General features: G+C 43.5%; 13 protein-coding genes. 9 read left to right on the plus strand and 4 right to left on the minus strand.

The features are described from left to right. Nucleotides 1-785: 785 nt before the first annotated feature. The 3 genes from glmU to QZZ41_RS08445 are packed head-to-tail and all read right to left on the minus strand — an operon-like array spanning nucleotide 786 to nucleotide 4,111. Complete coding sequence (gene glmU / locus QZZ41_RS08435) at nucleotides 786-2,162, minus strand: bifunctional UDP-N-acetylglucosamine diphosphorylase/glucosamine-1-phosphate N-acetyltransferase GlmU (RefSeq protein WP_295070376.1); 1,377 nt, start codon at nucleotides 2,160-2,162, stop codon at nucleotides 786-788. Between the two features lie 26 nt (nucleotides 2,163-2,188). Beyond that, a complete protein-coding gene (locus QZZ41_RS08440; RefSeq protein WP_295070380.1) occupies nucleotides 2,189-3,343 on the minus strand; it encodes an alpha/beta hydrolase-fold protein in 1,155 nt (384 codons plus the stop codon). Nucleotides 3,344-3,361: 18 nt separating this feature from the next. Then, the gene (locus QZZ41_RS08445; protein ID WP_295070384.1) at nucleotides 3,362-4,111 is read right to left on the minus strand and encodes a hypothetical protein; all 750 of its coding nucleotides are present in this window, start codon (nucleotides 4,109-4,111) and stop codon (nucleotides 3,362-3,364) included. A 301-nt stretch (nucleotides 4,112-4,412) separates the two neighbouring features. Here QZZ41_RS08445 and ppdK point away from each other — a divergent pair, with 301 nt between their 5' ends. From ppdK to QZZ41_RS08480, 7 genes are all read left to right on the plus strand, one after another. Beyond that, nucleotides 4,413-7,040 (plus strand): pyruvate, phosphate dikinase, encoded by a 2,628-nt coding sequence (gene ppdK / locus QZZ41_RS08450; protein ID WP_295070389.1) that lies wholly within the window; start codon nucleotides 4,413-4,415, stop codon nucleotides 7,038-7,040. A 525-nt stretch (nucleotides 7,041-7,565) separates the two neighbouring features. Beyond that, nucleotides 7,566-10,103 carry a response regulator gene (locus tag QZZ41_RS08455; protein ID WP_295070392.1) on the plus strand — a complete coding sequence of 846 codons (2,538 nt, stop codon included), beginning with the start codon at nucleotides 7,566-7,568 and terminating at the stop codon, nucleotides 10,101-10,103. Then, nucleotides 10,100-11,389 carry an ABC transporter substrate-binding protein gene (locus QZZ41_RS08460; RefSeq protein ID WP_295070397.1) on the plus strand — a complete coding sequence of 430 codons (1,290 nt, stop codon included), beginning with the start codon at nucleotides 10,100-10,102 and terminating at the stop codon, nucleotides 11,387-11,389. The genes QZZ41_RS08455 and QZZ41_RS08460 overlap by 4 nt, the downstream gene beginning before the upstream one ends. Before the next feature lie 14 nt (nucleotides 11,390-11,403). Then, nucleotides 11,404-13,119 (plus strand): bifunctional diguanylate cyclase/phosphodiesterase, encoded by a 1,716-nt coding sequence (locus QZZ41_RS08465; protein WP_295070401.1) that lies wholly within the window; start codon nucleotides 11,404-11,406, stop codon nucleotides 13,117-13,119. Beyond that, nucleotides 13,113-13,472, plus strand: a complete 360-nt coding sequence (locus QZZ41_RS08470; protein ID WP_295070404.1) for an Hpt domain-containing protein — start codon at nucleotides 13,113-13,115, stop codon at nucleotides 13,470-13,472. Before QZZ41_RS08465 ends, QZZ41_RS08470 begins: the two co-directional genes overlap by 7 nt. 533 nt (nucleotides 13,473-14,005) lie before the next feature. After that, the gene (locus tag QZZ41_RS08475; RefSeq protein WP_295066679.1) at nucleotides 14,006-14,755 is read left to right on the plus strand and encodes a hypothetical protein; all 750 of its coding nucleotides are present in this window, start codon (nucleotides 14,006-14,008) and stop codon (nucleotides 14,753-14,755) included. A 129-nt stretch (nucleotides 14,756-14,884) separates the two neighbouring features. Continuing rightward, on the plus strand, nucleotides 14,885-15,349 hold the full coding sequence (locus tag QZZ41_RS08480; protein ID WP_295066682.1) for an NUDIX hydrolase: 465 nt from the start codon (nucleotides 14,885-14,887) through the stop codon (nucleotides 15,347-15,349). Between the two features lie 450 nt (nucleotides 15,350-15,799). Here QZZ41_RS08480 and QZZ41_RS08485 read toward each other — a convergent pair whose 3' ends face one another. Then, nucleotides 15,800-17,191, minus strand: a complete 1,392-nt coding sequence (locus QZZ41_RS08485; protein ID WP_295070407.1) for a GGDEF domain-containing protein — start codon at nucleotides 17,189-17,191, stop codon at nucleotides 15,800-15,802. A gap of 279 nt (nucleotides 17,192-17,470) precedes the next feature. Between QZZ41_RS08485 and QZZ41_RS08490 the strand changes: the two genes are divergently transcribed. After that, a complete protein-coding gene (locus QZZ41_RS08490) occupies nucleotides 17,471-18,199 on the plus strand; it encodes a M48 family metallopeptidase (protein WP_295070411.1) in 729 nt (242 codons plus the stop codon). Between the two features lie 69 nt (nucleotides 18,200-18,268). Continuing rightward, entirely contained in the window at nucleotides 18,269-18,802 is a 534-nt protein-coding gene (dcd, locus tag QZZ41_RS08495) for a dCTP deaminase (RefSeq protein WP_295070415.1), read from the plus strand. Nucleotides 18,803-18,805: the final 3 nt, after the last annotated feature.

The following is an 18,805-nucleotide window of genomic DNA, read 5'->3' on the forward strand; positions in this document are numbered from 1 at the left end:
CAGTGGTGATAAAACAACGCATTTTCGAGGAATTAAAAATTAACTTTCTGTTTAAAAGTTGTATAATTATCTTCTGAGGAAATTAATTTCTAAAATATGTATTTATTAGATTTGTTATTTCGTTAATATTTTATTAATATAAATGTTTATACATATTTTAGCAATATAGTCCTAATTTTAAGCAATATAATCAATTGAACTTCCCGTCCCTATGTTTTATAATACAATTGTTGGAAGAGAAAAATGCCGAAACATCGGCTAATCTCTCCGATCGCATAATTAAAGATATATTATGTGTCCTGTAACAAAAATCGGCAATTATATCCTGTATTGCTTTATGCGGTTTTAAACTCCGCCGCATCTATCAGCACTAAATGGTTTCACTAAACATCCCACTCCCTCGACTGTTATTAAACATTAATGCCTATAATATGTTTAATCGCCTAAAACAGTCTTTCAGTTATTTGAAACGTCAGCACAATCGTGATACCACAGCAAGCGGATATAAGGCACTTCGGAATTTGTGCCGGCCGTAAGGCAACTGCGTATAGAGGGTGCGCAGAAGCCAACTCGATAGCGACCTTGATTGGCTTTTGAGAGGGTGTCAATAAAGGTCGTTATTATTTTGCCAGTTCCGGTTCTATACCTATTATAAAGAAGCTGTCCATCGGGCAGCTTTTTTACTTTTTACAAAAAACTTTGCGGGCGGATAATATCCGCCCCTACACCTCTATTCACTACTCACTACTCACTAAAATAAACGGGCGGAATGTCCGCCCGTTTTCTTATTTACCAAGCTTGCTCTTGAGTTTTCTGAGAGTGTAGCCCTCATTGATCTTCATAACACCTCTGTCGATAGCAAGTGCATAATCAGGAACATCTCTTGTAACAGTAGTTCCTGCGGCGGTATATACTGCCTTGCCAAGCTTCACAGGTGCGATAAGATTGGTATTGCAGCCCACGAAGCAGTTATCACCGATAACGCAGCGGCTCTTTGCGATACCGTCATAGTTTACGGTAACAGTTCCGCAGCCTATGTTTACGCGCTTTCCGACATCACTGTCGCCAACGTAAGCAAGGTGTGCGATAGCAGTTTTTTCGCCGATAGTTGAATTCTTTATCTCAACAAAGTCGCCTATCTTAGCTCCCGACTTGATAACGCTGTCAGGACGGATATGTACGTAAGGTCCTATCTTTACGCCTGCTTCTATCTCAGCTTCATAAGCCTGTACAGTATGAAGATTTACGTCGTCGCCTATCTTGCAGTTCTCGATAACTGTGTTAGGGCCTATCTTGCAGTTCTTACCGATAGTGGTATTCTTGCGTATGATAGTATTCGGAAGTATCTCTGTACCTACGCCTATCTCAACGCCGCGCTCGATAACGACTCCGTCTGTGCAGGTAAACTCAACACCGTTTGCAAGGTGCTTTTCGATAACTGCCATTCTTGCGTATGTATTCAGTGCAAGCAGGTCTTTTCTGTCATTTGCGCCCTTGATGATATCAGCATTCTCTGACTTGTAAGCACCTGCATTCTTGCCCTCTGAAAGAGCTATGGAAATTGTGTCTGTAAGGTAATACTCTTTCTGTACATTGTCATTTGTGATCTTTCCGAGAAGCTCGATAAGATCAGCAGTCTTGAACCAGTATGTGCCCGAATTAACTTCCTTTATCTGACGCTGTTCTTCCGTAGCATCCTTCTGCTCAACGATGCCGCTTATGCCGCCTGCCGAGCGGATTATTCTTCCATAACCGAAAGGATTTTCCAGTTCAGCTGTGATAACTGTAACAGCATTGTTCTGCTGCTTGTGAATGATAAGGGACTCCTTTATAGTCTCAGCGTCAATAAACGGAGCATCTCCGCAAAGCACGAGAGTATTTCCGTCTGTATCCTCTTCAAGGAAAGGTATTGCTTGCATAACAGCATGACCTGTACCAAGTCTTTCCGCCTGCAAAACAGTCTTGTGCTTTCCGCCGAGATACTCGTCTATCATCTCGCCCTTGAAGCCCTTTACAACGCAGATATCATTTATATCCGCACTTTCACAGGCTGATATTACCCAGTTGAGCATAGGTTCGCCGAGAACCTTGAAAAGCGGCTTCGGCATTTCAGCTTTCATACGCTTGCCCTGTCCGCCGGCTAAGATTATTGCCTTATTCATGTCTATTCCTCCTGTATTTTATATAATTATTCTGTCGGGAAATTCTGCTTCAAATACTCTTTCAGCATATCCTCCACATAATTGGTATGATAACGATCCTCATATATTTTTAGTTCTGCGTTCACGCCGTGAGCGATAAGCCTTTCGTAAAGATCTCTCACATTGTCGATCACATTATCGCCGCCATTATACCCTATCGTGTTAAGATCAGGTTCTCTGCCGCCTGCGCATACCCAAACATTTTTATCCAATGTCTCATGGCGTTCAAAATAGTCATAATCGCTGTTACACGCCATATGCTCTGCAATAACGCTCTCGTCATAACCTTCAGGCATGATTTCGTCCCAGTACTCCTTGCTTCCCATAGTCCAGAATGCCGAGCTTCCTATTATGTAATTAGCAAATGGCTGCTTATCATACTTATCTGAATTGAAAAGCGCGTAATCTGCAAACAGACCGCCCCAAGAGTGCCCGAAAAATACGGAATGCGAAGCATCTACCCTGTAATTGAGGAATATAGCTCCCATAAGGTCATTGGTAATAAAATCGAGAAATTTGTCCTGATAAAGGATAAAGTTGTTAAAACGTGTAGTATCGCCGTAATCCACATCATAATCGTAACCAAGAGTAACAAATATCACAGGCGATGCCTCGCCGTCCTTGATGATATTCCACATTTTCGGCACACAGGATATCCACGATACCGCATCGGTTATAAGGTATACAGGATATTCCCTGTTTTCATCATAGTCGGGCGGAAGAATTATATGTACAAGGAAATTTTCATCGAGCTGCTCATCATACATTTTCAGCTCGCGAACATTGTCCTGTATCTTCTTCATCGCACTTTCATCGGGATACACGCTCCACCTGTACCAACCTATCGAGAACCCCTTTTCGGGAGAAAACAGTGTTATTTCACGGAAACTTGAATTTTCCTTTTCCTTTTCGGTCATGGTGTCAGAGCATATTAATCCGTCATAATATTCAACTTCTGCTTTAGTCGCAGGTTCTGTAGTAGGTTCTGTTTCTGTTTCAGTGGTCTGCTCTGAAACAGTCTCCGCGGCTGTAGTAGTCTCAGCCGTATTTTCAGAGGAGCTGTTCCCCTTTGTATCACTGCACGAAACAGCTGTACAAAAAAGCAAAGCACAGGTAATAAATGTTGTAATACGTTTTTTCATGAGAATCATCTAAAAGCATCAGTCATCTGATCTTGCAGCAGGAACTTCCTCAGGTTCAGATTCAGAATCCCTTTCAAGAAGCTCGATCAGTTCAGAAGGCTCTACAGGAACGTACTTCCAGCCCTCATCTTTAATGTAAACGAAGCAGGCTTCTTCTTCCCCTCCGTTTCTGACACCGTCTCTGCGGATATCTATATTCATAGTGAGGTAATAGCCTCTTTCAACTTTACATTTTGCAGTATCAACGCTCATCATATCAGCGACCGACTCAAAATACTTTTCAGCTCCGATGAGTGCGTCAGCATTAAGCTCTTTTACTTTTTCAGCCTTGCTTTCCACAAGCTTGCTGTTGCTGCTGCCCATAAGGTCAGAAGCATCTTCAAAGGAAGAAGCAAACTCGGAATTGATAATAGCATCTGCTATGCTTTTCGGGTACATAGAGTTGATGAGTTCGTCTGCATCGCCTCTGAGAGTCATCTCAGCGAACTCTGTTACTACGGTATTCATCTCATTGACAACATCGCCCGATGCTTCCTTATCGATAATACCAACGTTCTCGTCGTCCTTTTCGTCAGCATCGCCATTATCATCGTCTTTATCGTCGCTGTCTGCTTTTTCCGTTGTCTTTTCGGCAGTAGTCTCCTCGTCAGCTGTTGTCACCTCGTTCTTGCTGTCGGAAGAGTTTTTTCCATCGCTTTTGTCACTGCACGAAACTGCGGCACAGATGAGCATTGAACAGGCAAAAAGAATTGCTGCAAGTTTTTTCATAATACCTTACTCCTTAGTGTAAACTTCATGTATAATCATTCTGCCCTATATGTTAAAAATACTATAGGCATAAATAGTGACCGTACCTCATTATTCTTACATACTTTAACAATAATTGCAAGCCTTTTTTGGAGAAAACAATTTTCTTTGTTGATTTTTATACAAAGTGCAGCTATTTTAACGTCTATTTTTTGTCATCGCATATATGGTATTTTTTTCTAAGATGTGTTATAATAGGTATAACTCGAATGATGTCTTTCTTGGAATCGTTCGGTAATGTTTAAAATGGAGGTATACACCAATGGCAAATAAGTATTGTTACCTTTTCTCTGAAGGTAATGCCAACATGAGAGAGCTTCTCGGCGGTAAGGGTGCTAACCTGGCTGAGATGACAAACATCGGTCTCCCTGTTCCTCAGGGCTTCACGATCACAACAGAGGCTTGTACTCAGTACTATGAGGACGGCGGTATCTCTGAAGAGATCCAGGCTGAGATCAACGAGTATATCGTTAAAATGGAAGGAATCACAGGAAAGAAGTTCGGTGATAAGGAGAATCCTCTCCTCGTATCTGTTCGTTCAGGTGCAAGAGCTTCAATGCCTGGTATGATGGATACAATTCTTAACCTCGGTCTTAATGAGACTGTTGTTAACACAATTGCTGAAAAGTCAAACAATCCAAGATGGGCTTGGGACTGCTACAGAAGATTCATCCAGATGTATTCTGACGTAGTTATGGAAGTTGGTAAGAAGTACTTTGAAGAACTCATCGACAAGATGAAGGCTGAAAAGGGTGTAACTCAGGACGTTGAGCTCACAGCTGACGACCTCAAGACACTTGCTGGTCAGTTCAAGGCTGAATACAAGGCTAAGATCGGCGTTGACTTCCCTGACGATCCTAAGGAGCAGCTCATGGGTGCTATCAAGGCTGTATTCCGTTCATGGGATAACCCAAGAGCTAACGTATACAGAAGAGATAACGATATCCCATTCTCATGGGGTACTGCTGTAAACGTACAGTCAATGGCATTCGGTAACATGGGCGACGACTGCGGTACAGGTGTTGCATTTACTCGTGACCCTGCTACAGGTGAGAAGAAGCTCATGGGCGAGTTCCTCACAAACGCACAGGGCGAGGACGTTGTTGCCGGCGTTCGTACTCCTATGCCTATCCAGCAGATGGCTGAAACATTCCCTGAGGCTTTCGCTCAGTTCAAGGAAGTTTGCCAGACTCTCGAAAATCACTATCACGATATGCAGGATATGGAGTTCACTGTTGAAAACAAGAAGCTCTATATGCTCCAGACAAGAAACGGTAAGAGAACTGCACAGGCTGCTCTCAAGATCGCTTGTGACCTCGTTGATGAGGGCATGAAGACAGAGCAGGAAGCTGTTGCAATGATCGACCCAAGAAACCTCGATACACTTCTCCACCCACAGTTCGATACAAAGGCTCTCAAGGCTGCTACTCCTATCGGCAAGGGTCTCGGTGCTTCACCAGGAGCTGCTTGCGGTAAGGTCGTATTCACAGCTGATGACGCTGTTGCTTGGGCTGAAAAAGGTGAGAAGGTTGTTCTCGTACGTCTCGAAACATCACCTGAAGATATCACAGGTATGAAGGCTGCTCAGGGTATCCTCACAGTTCGTGGTGGTATGACATCACACGCTGCTGTTGTTGCTCGTGGTATGGGTGAGTGCTGCGTTTCAGGATGCGGCGACATCAAGATGGACGAAGCTAACAAGAAGTTCGAGCTCGGCGGAAAGACATTCGTTGAAGGCGACTACATCTCAATCGACGGTACAACAGGTAACATCTATGATGGTATCATTCCTACTGTTGATGCTCAGATCGCTGGCGAATTCGGCAGAATCATGGCTTGGGCTGATAAGTACAGAACTCTCAAGGTTAGAACAAATGCTGATACTCCTGCTGACGCTAAGAAGGCAAGAGAGCTCGGCGCAGAAGGTATCGGTCTCTGCCGTACAGAGCACATGTTCTTCGAGGCTGACAGAATCGCTGCTTTCCGTGAGATGATCTGCTCAGATACAGTTGAAGGAAGAGAAGCTGCTCTCGCTAAGATCGAGCCAATGCAGCAGAGTGACTTCGAGGCTCTCTATGAGGCTCTCGAGGGTAACCCGGTTACTATCCGTTTCCTGGATCCACCTCTCCACGAATTCGTTCCTACTGAGGAAGATGATATCGCTGCTCTCGCTAAGGCTCAGGGCAAGTCAGTTGCTGACATCAAGAACATCATCGCTTCACTCCACGAGTTCAACCCAATGATGGGTCACAGAGGATGCCGTCTTGCTGTAACATATCCTGAAATCGCTGCTATGCAGACAAAGGCTGTTATCAAGGCTGCTATCAATGTTAAGAAGAACCACCCAGACTGGAACGTTAAGCCTGAGATCATGATCCCACTCGTTGGCGATGTTAAGGAGCTCAAGTTTGTTAAGAAGGTCGTTGTTGAAACTGCTGACGCTGTTATCGCTGAGGCTGGTGCTAACCTCGAGTATGAAGTTGGTACAATGATCGAGATCCCAAGAGCTGCTCTTACAGCTGACGAGATCGCTGCTAACGCTGACTTCTTCTGCTTCGGTACTAACGACCTTACACAGATGACATACGGCTTCTCACGTGACGATGCTGGTAAGTTCCTCGGTGCTTACTACGACAAGAAGATCTTCGAGAACGATCCATTCGCTAAGCTCGATCAGACTGGTGTTGGTAAGCTCATGGAAATGGCTATCAAGCTCGGTAAGCCTGTAAATGCTAAGCTCCACTGCGGTATCTGCGGTGAGCACGGCGGTGATCCTACATCTGTTGAGTTCTGCCACAAGATCGGCCTCGACTATGTATCTTGCTCACCTTTCCGTGTTCCGATCGCTCGTCTCGCTGCTGCTCAGGCTGCAATCGCTGACAAGAAGTAATTCTTTCGGAAAGATAAATCAATACAATAACAAAGTCCTCACAGTTTTGTCTGTGAGGACTTTTTTGTTATAATAAAGACCGCAAATAAATCTGCGGTCTTTTCAGATTAATATGAATTACGCTTAATCCAGGTTCTTTGTAAGTGTAAGAAGAATATAGTTGTTCGGAGCTTGGTGCTCCTGTTATTGGATTATCCAATGAGTATAAAGCAATTGAAATATCATTATTTAAAGGTTTTTTATCTTGTTACATTATACAACAGACATATTCTAAGATTGTACAAATATACAAAAAGCGAAAATATGTGCATTGTTAATAAAATATATTTGAATCAATTCAAACATTATGATATTATTTCTATATAAGATAAAACTATGCCATTATATAATTATCAATATTATGTTCTTTGCCGTATCTGGTAAGGAACTTATGTTGACTATCATTATCTTTTATCAGAAATATATACCGAAAACAGCTATTGTTGAGAGGTGTGGAAGTAATATTATTTAGGAGCGGAATGCGTTATGAAAAAAAAATGGATCATTATTTTTAACGTGTTCATTATGATTGCTATGCTGATCTTTGTGGTTCTGAATTCCAATCTTCAGAGTCGAAACACTGCACAAAGACAAATAGAACATTTTGAAAATACCACAATCGCAATGGAGCGTGTCACCGAGAATTATCTGGAGGGCGAACAGCGCATCTGCGATGTGTGGGCACGCTATATCAACAGCCAAAATATGACCATTGAGGATGCTGTTTCCTTCATCCGGATCTCTCATGTGCTGCCAAATGCATCTGCACATATTGTGTATCTTGATACATTGTCCGGGCTATCTACAAAAGCAAAGCAAGATACCTTCAACGATTATACCGTTTCATATAAGCGGATGGATCTTCTTAACGATGTGAGCTGGATCTCCGATATTGGGGAATCCATTAATATTTCCCGTGCATATACGAATCCGGTAAATGGCAAACAATCTCTGGCATTCTGCAATTTTATAACCCTTTACGATTCAGATACCGATGTTCCAAAAGACGCCATATTGCTGCGGGTGCTGCCGATCACAGAACTGGAGCAGAAATGGATCTTCCCACAGGAAGAGTATGAAAACGCTGAGCTTTCCATGATCGATGCAGACGGCAATTATATCATCAAGGATCATTCATTCAAAAATTCTAATTTCTTTGAGTTTTACAAGTCTTACAATGCTGGTGATACTGCTGCCGCACAGGAGCTTTTTGAAAAAACCACTTCTTCGACCGGTTCGTTTTCTATGCGTAATTCCCGCGGTGAGAAATGTATTCTCGCGTATACTCCGATTGCTTCAAAAGCGGAATGGGTGCTTCTCAGCTTTATGCCGATGAATGAGCTGAGCGTCAACACTGAAAACTGGCTGTTGGTCGGAATTGTTTCAGTCGGTCTTCTGATCCTGTTTGTGTTTGATCTGACAGTTATGCTTTACTTCAATCAGAAGCTTCATGCAGCGGCAAGAGAAGCGGCATCGGCAAACAAAGCAAAAACCGATTTTCTTTCTACGATGTCCCATGATATACGAACGCCGATGAACGCGATCATTGGCCTTACGACGATTATGAAAAATAATCTCGATGATACCGAATTAGTCAGAGAGAATCTGAAAAAGATTACGCTGGCGAGCAATCATTTGCTCACTCTAATCAATGATATCCTTGATATTTCCAAGGTTGAAAGTGGAAAACTGAACCTCTGCCCGCAGACCTTCTCTATCGTCGAGGCAGTGGAAAATCTCGTGAACATTTCCCAGCCGATGATAAAGGAAAAGAGCATCGACTTTCACTTCCGGATCAATCGGATGGAAAAAGAATATTTCTACGCCGATCAGCTTCGGTTGAATCAGATCTATATCAACATCCTATCCAACGCCATCAAATATACAGAACCCGGCGGTCATGTCAGCGTGGATATGCATGAGGATGAAAGCAAGAAACCCGGATGCGTGCAGCTGACCTATATCGTATCCGATTCCGGCATCGGCATGAGTCCGGAGTATATGGAGAATATGTATCATCCGTTTTCCCGCCAGACAGACAGTCGTGTTAACAGCATTCAGGGAACCGGACTCGGACTTGCCATCACAAAACAAATGGTCGATCTGATGGAAGGTACGATCGACTGCCAGAGCGAACTTGGAAAAGGAACAACATTTACCGTAACACTGGATATTCCGATTGCGGAATGGCAAAGAGAAGATATGATGCTTGAACCGATGGATGTCCTGATTGTGGATGATGATCCAATCCTGCTGGAGACCGCAGCCGATACGCTCAAGTCACTCGGAGTGACTGCTGACTGTACAGGAAGTGCGTCCGAAGCGCTCGAAATGATTACGCATCGTCACGAAACAGAACAAGATTACAGTATTGTGATACTCGACTGGAAAATGCCTGATATCGACGGCATCGAAATGACGCGCCGCGTTCGTTCGGAGGTTTCGCCGAACATCCCTATCCTGCTGATTTCCGCTTATGACAGAACGGATATTGAGGGGGCCGCGAAGAAAGCAGGTGCAAACGCTTTCATCAGCAAGCCGTTGTTTCGCTCAACGCTTTACGATACGATCAACGATGTTCTCGGCACTGGTGTAACATCCGCTGAACCGGAGAATGACTATTCTGATCTGCAGGGAATGAACATCCTGATCGCAGAGGATTTTGATGTCAACTGGGAAGTTATTTCAGCTCTTCTCGGTATGTACGGAATCAACTCAGAACGCGCTGAAAACGGACGTATCTGTGTAGAAAAAATGAGATCAGCATCAGAAGGAAGCTATGATCTGATCTTTATGGATATACAAATGCCGGAGATGAACGGGCTCGATGCCACTAAGAATATCCGTGCGCTAGATGATCCATGGGCGGCATCCATTCCTATCATCGCCATGACAGCGGATGCATTTTCCGAAAACATCACCGAATGTCTAAACGCCGGTATGAACGGACATATCTCAAAACCAGTAGACATTAAACTCGTAATCAAAGAGATTCGCAGAATTAAGGAGGAAAAAAAGGTATGAAAAAGCTATCCTGCATGATTTCAGCTATAATCATAGCTGTATCCCTGACGTCATGCGGCAGCAAAACGGATGAAAAATCCGCCGCCGGATTTGCTCCGCATCTCGATACAAATACCAGCTGCAGCATCACAGTAGCGGGAAGCTATGATAACTTTGAAGCATTGGAAGCGGAATTTGACAGGTTCAACGAAGTATATCCGAATGTACGGCTCAGCTATGTGAAGCTGGATGACTATAACAATACGATAGCAATGGCACTGCAAGGGAATGACCAGCCAAATATTTTCTTCTCCAATGGCTGGATGAAAGGAAACACAAAATACGATTCGGTGTTTGAGCTTGCGGAGGATCTTTCTGCCCCTGCTCTGTCTCTGGATCTTGATTGCATTCGCTCTGGGCTGATCAACCATGATGCAGAAGACCGCGTGGTGATGGTACCGATTTTTTCCAGAACTTACGGTATGCTGGTGAACAACGATCTGTTCGAAAAAGAAGGTCTCAGCTTCCCATCAACATGGACAGAGTTGCTGACGGTGTGTGAGAAATTCAAGAGCAAAGGTTACGCCAGCCCCATGATGGGTTACACTCTCAAGTCCTCCGGATGTTTTATGAACACTGTCGCTTATCCTGCATTTGCAGCCACGCTTGCATCGAACCCGGAAGCCCTTGAACTCGCTAATGCATTAGATCCTGCGGCAGGTGAATATATGCGTCCGGCGCTGAACACAGTTGAACAGCTGATCCAAAACGGATGTACTGATCTCAATGCGTGTTATGAAATTGAAGACAACTATACCCAGGTGATCCTGCGTTTCTTTGAAGGCGATGTACCGATGATGATCTGTACTGCGGATACTGTATCCGGTACGAAGAAACGAGAAAGCCAGTCGGAAGCATTCACCAATGAGCCTTTTGAATATACATTTTCACCGATTCCTTTGACAGATGATGGCGGATACTTTATTGACAGTCCATCCATCGAATTCTCCGTCAACAAGAACTGTGATCATCTGGATATGACAAATGAATTTATGCGATTTTTGATCACAAAAGAAGAGCTGAACAATATGGCATCCCTGAAGCGTCTGATGACGCCCACCACGGATTTTTCCTTTGATTCGGTTTACGCTCCTTTCGGTCAGGTACCGTCCGATCGCATTATTTCCCCGGAAATGCTCGGAATCACAGATCCGCTCACGGTCCAGATGCGTGTCGCGTCATTTCAGGTCGGAAAAGGTGAGCTTACTATAGATGAAGCCGCCGCAATGTATGGAAGTTTTGAATAGGAAGGAGCATAGTTATGAATGCTAAAAATGCTTTCAGTATATCTGAAGAAAGAAGACGTATTTTACTTGTTGAGGACGATTATGTAAATCAGGAAACGCTGAAGGCGACGCTTGGTGATGTTTATGAAATCGTAATCGCTGAAACCGGAGAGGAAGCGCTGGAAATCATTCAAGATCAGTATGAAATGCTCAGTATCGTTCTGCTCGATCTCAATCTTCCCGGCATTCAGGGTATCGATGTCCTTAGCAGGATAAAAAAAGATTCCCAATATTCCCGTCTTCCCGTCATTGTGATGACATCGGACAACGAGGCGGAGGTTGAATGTCTGAAACTTGGAGCAATAGATTTTATACCGAAGCCATATCCTGCTTCTAAAGTGATCCTTGCCCGCATATTTCGAACAATAGAGCTGTCTGAGGATCGGGAGACCATCCGTCTGACAGAAAGAGATCAGCTGACGGGACTTTATAACAAGGAATTTTTCTACCATTATGCCGCACAATTAGACCTGTATCATAAAGACACGCCCACGGATGCAATCGTGTTTGACGTCAATCATTTTCACACATATAACGACCGTTACGGAAAAAGCCGCGGGGATGAAATCCTGAAGCGTATCGCAAATAACGCTATGTCTTATGTGAATGAAGCAGGCGGTATCGTTTGCCGAAGCGGAGCAGACACTTTTATGCTGTACTGCATACACACTGACGATTACACAGCTCTGCTTGCCAGTCTGTCTGCCTGTCTGGACGATGACAGTATCGGCAATAACCGTGTACGTCTCAGAATGGGCGTTTATGTAAACGCGGATAAAACCGTTGATATAGAACGCAGATTTGATCGTGCGAAAATGGCAGCGGATACTGCGAGGAATCATCTTACAGCTCCTATCGGATTCTTTGATCATTCGATGCGTGAAGCAGAAATTCTTGAAGAACAGCTGATAGACGGATTTCACGCAGCACTTCGCGAAAAGCAGTTCGTTGTCTTCTATCAGCCTAAATACGACGTAAAACATGACATTCCGGTTTTAAGCAGTGCTGAGGCGTTGGTTCGCTGGAAACATCCAACGCTTGGACTTGTGAGTCCCGGTGTTTTTATTCCGTTATTTGAGAAAAACGGATTGATTCAGGAGCTTGATCACTACGTCTGGTCACAGGCCGCATCACAGATCAAGGACTGGAAGGATCGCTTAAATATTTCTCTGCCTGTCTCAGTAAACGTGTCACGTATAAACCTGTACGATTCAGAGTTGACGGACAAGCTTCTGAATATCACGAAAACCAACGGAATAACCGCCCAAGACCTTTTGCTGGAGATAACCGAATCGGCGTATACTGAAAAAACCGATCAGATAATAACAACGGTGAAAAACCTGCGAGAGCTTGGTTTTTACATTGAAATGGACGATTTCGGCTGCGGTTATTCATCTTTAAGCATGCTTATAGATATGCCTATAGATGCGCTGAAGCTGGATATACAGTTCATACGTAGCGCATTTAAAGAGCAGAAGGATACCAGACTTCTTGAAGCGATTATAGGGCTTGCCAAATCATTTGAAGTACCGACAATTGCAGAAGGCGTGGAAACAGCCGAGCAATATACCGAGTTGAAAGCGATGGGGTGTAATATTATTCAGGGATATTATTTCTCCCGTCCGCTTCCATCAGATGACTTTGAAAAATTGATAATCAACACACTGAAAAAGGAGGAACAAGAATGCTGACTGTCGAAAAACTTGAAGAATACGGTGCTGATACTGAGAGTGGTCTGTCGCGCTGTGCCGATAACGAAGCATTGTATCTTCGTCTCGTGGGTATAATCGTTCAGGAGCTTTCCTCAGATGCACTCGGAGAAGCGCTTGAAGCTGGTGATTTCGACAAAGCCTACTATATTGCGCATAAACTGAAAGGAGGCGTGAATAATTTGGCGCTCACGCCGATTGCCGAGCCGTTGTGTGAGCTGACTGAATTGCTTCGGAATAAAACGCCAGGAGATTATAAGACACTTTACGTCAAGATTACCTGCAAAACAAATGAGCTTAGTATTATGATAGATCCAAAACTTATAAAAAAATGATATCGAGAGTCCCCGTGAGGGGACTTTCTTGTATGTGTATTCTTGAATTTGGGAGACAGAACAGTATATAATATTAATAATAAACATGTAACCATGATATCCAGTATAAAAGGAAGCCATATTGGCTGCCTATCTTGTTTAATCCTGCTTTTGTTTTTTGTAATTATAACTGTCGACAATGGAGGACTTTTGCCTCATCCAATTCACAGCGAAATATAGCCATTTATGAATTGCATTTTGATTGCCACACTATACACAGTACAGGCTGCAATCGCTGACAAGAAGTAATTCTTTCGGAAAGATAGATCAATACAATAACAAAGTCCTCACAGTTTGTCTGTGAGGACTTTTTATTATCCTGTCTCATCTGAAAAACTGCACAAAAAGCACGCCAAATTTTTATGCAAAAAATTTTGTAAAAAAATCATTATTTTTGTTACACTTAGGTCTCTTCATGCGAATATTATTAGTGAAAGCAAAAATACAGGAGCTTCAAAAACTCTTGAAAAAAATATAAAAAGGAGACAACAAAAATGAAAAAGGCGTTATTTATCACAGTATTAACTACCGTATCTTTAGGACTTATCGGCTGTGAAGCCGTAAACACTGCCAATCGTTCCGCAATGAGCAGTATCACAACAACTGTAACAACTTCTGCTGAATCTGATGCAGCTCCTGTTAAAACTGAAACTGCGGCTGTTTCAGAAGCTTCCGATGAAGCCGCCGTGCCTATGAATAATTCTATCAGTACTGACACAGATAATACCGCAGACTGGAAAACAGCATACAAGAAAACTCTTACTGAATTTATGGACTCGGATAACTACGGTGAGATGTCCACATGGGATATACAGGACATTGATAACGATGGAACTCCCGAATTACTTATATCTGAAGCTCAGCAGCATATTTCAGGCGTTATGTTCTACTATTATGAGAACGGTAATGCTGTCCCCGTACTTGATGATAACAGAAACCCTCTGCGCTATGGTGCTTACGGCGGTGTATTGATCTGTCCCGAGGAAAGTCTTATCGGTATCGAAGATGTAAAGCAGGGACTGCATTATTCCGTTATGCATAAATACAAAAACCACAGGATCACATTTGTTCAGAGAACTCTTGAGGACTCAGGCGCAGTCGGTAAAGAGAATGCTACTTACACAGTTAATGATGATACTGTAGGTGAAGATGAATACAACAGCGCATACAACGAAATCTTGTCAAAGAACTGGACAGCTGTAGGTAATCAGTATACATTTGATGACCTTTCAGCACTTGACTAAAGACAGTTACAATCTCCTTAATAAATAAAGTAAGTCCTCATAGCTTAGGCTGTGGGGACTTGCTTATTATTGACTTGTTTTTTCAGCTGTGGTATAATTGGTAAAAATCGTCTGACGGAGGCAAATACTATGGGATATATCTTGGAACTTCGCAAAACACTGGGCAGCCGACCTCTTATCATGGCAGGCGCAGGAGTCATACTCGTAAACGATAAAAATGAGATACTGCTTCAAAAGCGCAGTGACAACGGCTATTGGGACTACCCTGCCGGTTCAATGGAGCTTGGCGAGAGCTTTGAGGAGTGTGCACGGAGAGAAGTGCTGGAAGAAACAGGTCTGACCTGCGGCAAGCTTGAATTCTTTATGGACCTGTCGGGCAAGGACTCTTTCTACGAGTACCCCAACGGCGATCAGACATACGCCGCAGTAATAATATACATTTGCCGCGATTTTTCGGGAAAGCTGAAAGAAAACGATGACGAAGTTAGCACACAGAGGTTCTTCCCTCTCGATGAACTTCCTGCGAAGAACGATCCACGCGGACTCGGGATATTTGACAAGCTTAGGGAATATCTGAAAAGCCCTCACAATTAGCCGTAACACTTGTATAAATCATAATTTAGCAGCGTAATAACTTGCCGAGCATATGAACGGGTTTCCAAAGGGTTTACAACCCTTTGGTCAGGTCAAGGGCTGACAGCCCTTGTGGGGTGTGGGGCGAAGCCCTGCATTCGTAAGGCGCACCGCAAGGGTGAATTCCGAAAACAATCCAGTGAATTGTTTTCGGAAGAGGGACGCCCTGCAAGAGAGGGCGTCCCTTAACAATTTGATACGCTCTCTTTGGGACATCGAGGACGCCGTCCCCTACAACAATATTTTCAGTTATTTCGTTGCAAACGGGCGGATAATATCCGCTCCTACAACGGAACACCGAGGGAGGGCGTTCCCTACAAATGAAAAATATGATTTATATAAGCAATAAAAACATCAAGCCCCGAAGCACTTTAATTGCCTCGGGGCTGAATTTATATATGAGTACCACTCTTACCTGTACTTACGCTCTGGATGGCTTTCGTAGTATTCATTCTTATCGGCGTACATACGCTCATCAGCAATATGCATTGCACTGCGGATATCATCACCTTTGTTGACGATACAAGTACCCACGGCAAAATTCACATTTCTTGTATTAGCAGCCTGATCAGTAAGTTGTTTTACTCTTGCTTCCGTTGCTGCCTCATCAAGTCCGTCAGCTATGAGCATAAACTCATCACCGCCTGCACGGTATACCTCACTGTCATAGAAAACTCCCCGAAGTATAGCCGCAGCGTTTTTCAGCAGCTGATCGCCTGCAATGTGACCTTCCTCATCGTTCACGCGCTTGAGTCCGTTAAGGTCGGCAAATACAACTGCATATGGATAGTTCATTTTCCTCTTTCCCTCAACTATCTCATCTACCGTATTATTCATGGTATTACGGTTCTTTACTCCTGTAAGCATATCCACAGAGCTGAGTATCTCAAGCTTCTGCATAAGCTGATAGTTGGCTATCTCCGAAGCAAGGAAGAAAGTTGTCAGCTCAAGAGTTTCTTTTATTTTTACTGTATTTTCTATATTGAAGTTTATAGACCAGATATATCCGATAGCCATGCCGTTATGTTTCAGCGGAAAGAGTACGATACTCTTTGTACCTGCCTGTACAAGGGATTCATGCCATACAGGATTTATTGATCTGAGCCATTCCATATCATGCTGATCCTTGATTATAATACAGGTACTGTCACCTAAAGTATCATCCCATGTATTTGCGATATCAAAGAATTTTTCATCAAGATAATGATCCATAGACAGCATTCCGCTGCCGTACTTTATGGCTTCACAGAAATTCACACAGCTGCGCTCTTCTTTATTTACCAGGAGTATGCAGCAGTAGTCAGAGTCACATATCTGACGTATATCCTCAATTACTTCATTGAAGGTCTTATGTATATCACCTGTGCCGCGCAGCTTTATACAGGTCTTTATGACAGCCGAAGACGTATCGGCGGAAAGACTTGCTCTCTGCTCCAGATCAACATTTGGCGTTACATCGTATGAATATATGCAATAGCCGATATTTTCCTCGTCAGATCCAAGAGGAAGCAGGAACATATTCAGCCATAATCCCATTTGCGGAAGTCTTACATATGAATGAAGGAGCTGTCCCATAAAAGCACTGCGGAAACAGAAGTCCTCGAAATTTTTATTCTCGGGGAAGTACTCCTCATAGGGGGAATTTGGTATGAAAGAACGGTGCATAGTATTCATCATGTCCTCACAATGAGCTCTGTTGCCTGCAGCTATGCGTATATTGCCGTAAGAACCGTCAGGAAATCTTTCAACGGACATTACACAGGTTTTAGCACTATACCCATTAATCAACTCATCAAAATTCATATTTAATCCTCCTTGCACAAGAATATTTTATTTATATTGTATATTATACCATTTTTGGCGTCAGAAGTCAATTCGCTATATCACTAAATTTAATGTGTCTATTCTTATACGCTTCATATGTTTTACTGCTCATTGAGATAGTTACTGCCCATTCAGGCTCGCATTCCTCTCCGTCACGGAATATCTTCATTGCCGCGTCACACTGCTCAAACCCGACTTGACATTGCACTGAAAAAGACTTATAATTTCTATGATATTTACGTCTTTACGGAGGTGCCTATGAACACCATTTCGACCGATATCCGCACGGTCACAACTCCCTGCGGAGACATAACCTACACATTTCAGCGCAAAAAGGTCAAGAACATAAATCTGCGCGTAAAGCATGACGGGAACGTCTATGTTTCCGCGCCTAAAAGAGTCCCTGCGAAAGCTGCCGATGAGTTCGTCATAAGCAGGAGCAGCATGATACAGCAGGCTATAACGAGCTTTGCCGCCCGTGAGCTCATAAAAGAAAGGCAGAAAAATCTGTCCGACGGCAAAACCTTTATACTCGGCAAGGAATACACCATAAAAACAATGGCTGACCGCCGAGAATATGCCGAAAAATACGACGGCTCAATTATCATACATATGAAAGATACAGCCAATACAGAGCGCAGGAACGCTATCTTCACTGCATGGCTGAAAGCTTTTACGGAAGAGGTATTCCTCTCCGTCATGCATGATGTACACAGTAAGTTCGTACCGCTTGGCATTGATTTCCCCGAGCTGAAAATACGCTCCATGACTGCTCGCTGGGGCAGCTGCCACACCTACAAGAAAATGATAGTTCTCAACAGGCGCATGATAGAAGCTCCCATGAACTGCATATCTCATGTGGTGACACACGAATTCTGCCACTTTATCCACCCCGACCATTCGGCGAAGTTCTATACCCTGCTGGATAAGATGTGCCCCACATGGCGCGAGGACAAAAAGCTCCTTGAAAAGCTCGTCATACTGTGACCGCTTTCATTGACAACATTGCGCTTTTAATATATAATTAGTATAAATGCAGATCACGGAGGTTAAGATATGATACTGTCGGATAAAACTATACTGAAAATGCTTGATGAAAAAACTCTTGTCATCGAGCCCGTAACAAAGGAACAGATACAGCCTGCAAGCGTGGATATAAGACTGGGAAATACATTCAGCATCGTTGACGATTCCCCCTCGGGAATTATCACTCTTGACGGCAGCATAAACTACAAGACAATTACCACAGATACATATCTTTTACTGCCGGGACAGTTCGTACTTGCTACGACTATGGAATATTTCGAGCTCCCCGATGACCTCACTGCATTCGTGGAAGGAAGAAGCTCCCTCGGACGTATGGGGCTGTTCATTCAGAATGCAGGCTGGGTAGACCCAGGCTTCAAGGGCGAGATAACTCTCGAGCTATTCAATGCCAACAGATGTGCTATCGAATTAAAGGCAGGCAGAAGAGTCGGTCAGCTGGTATTCGCCCAAATGGACGACCACGCCCTCAATCCCTATAACGGAAAGTATCAGGGACAGAAAGGCGCAACAGGCTCAAAAGTTTTCATGGATAAGGATAAATAAGCG

Source organism: Ruminococcus sp. (assembly GCF_016283395.1).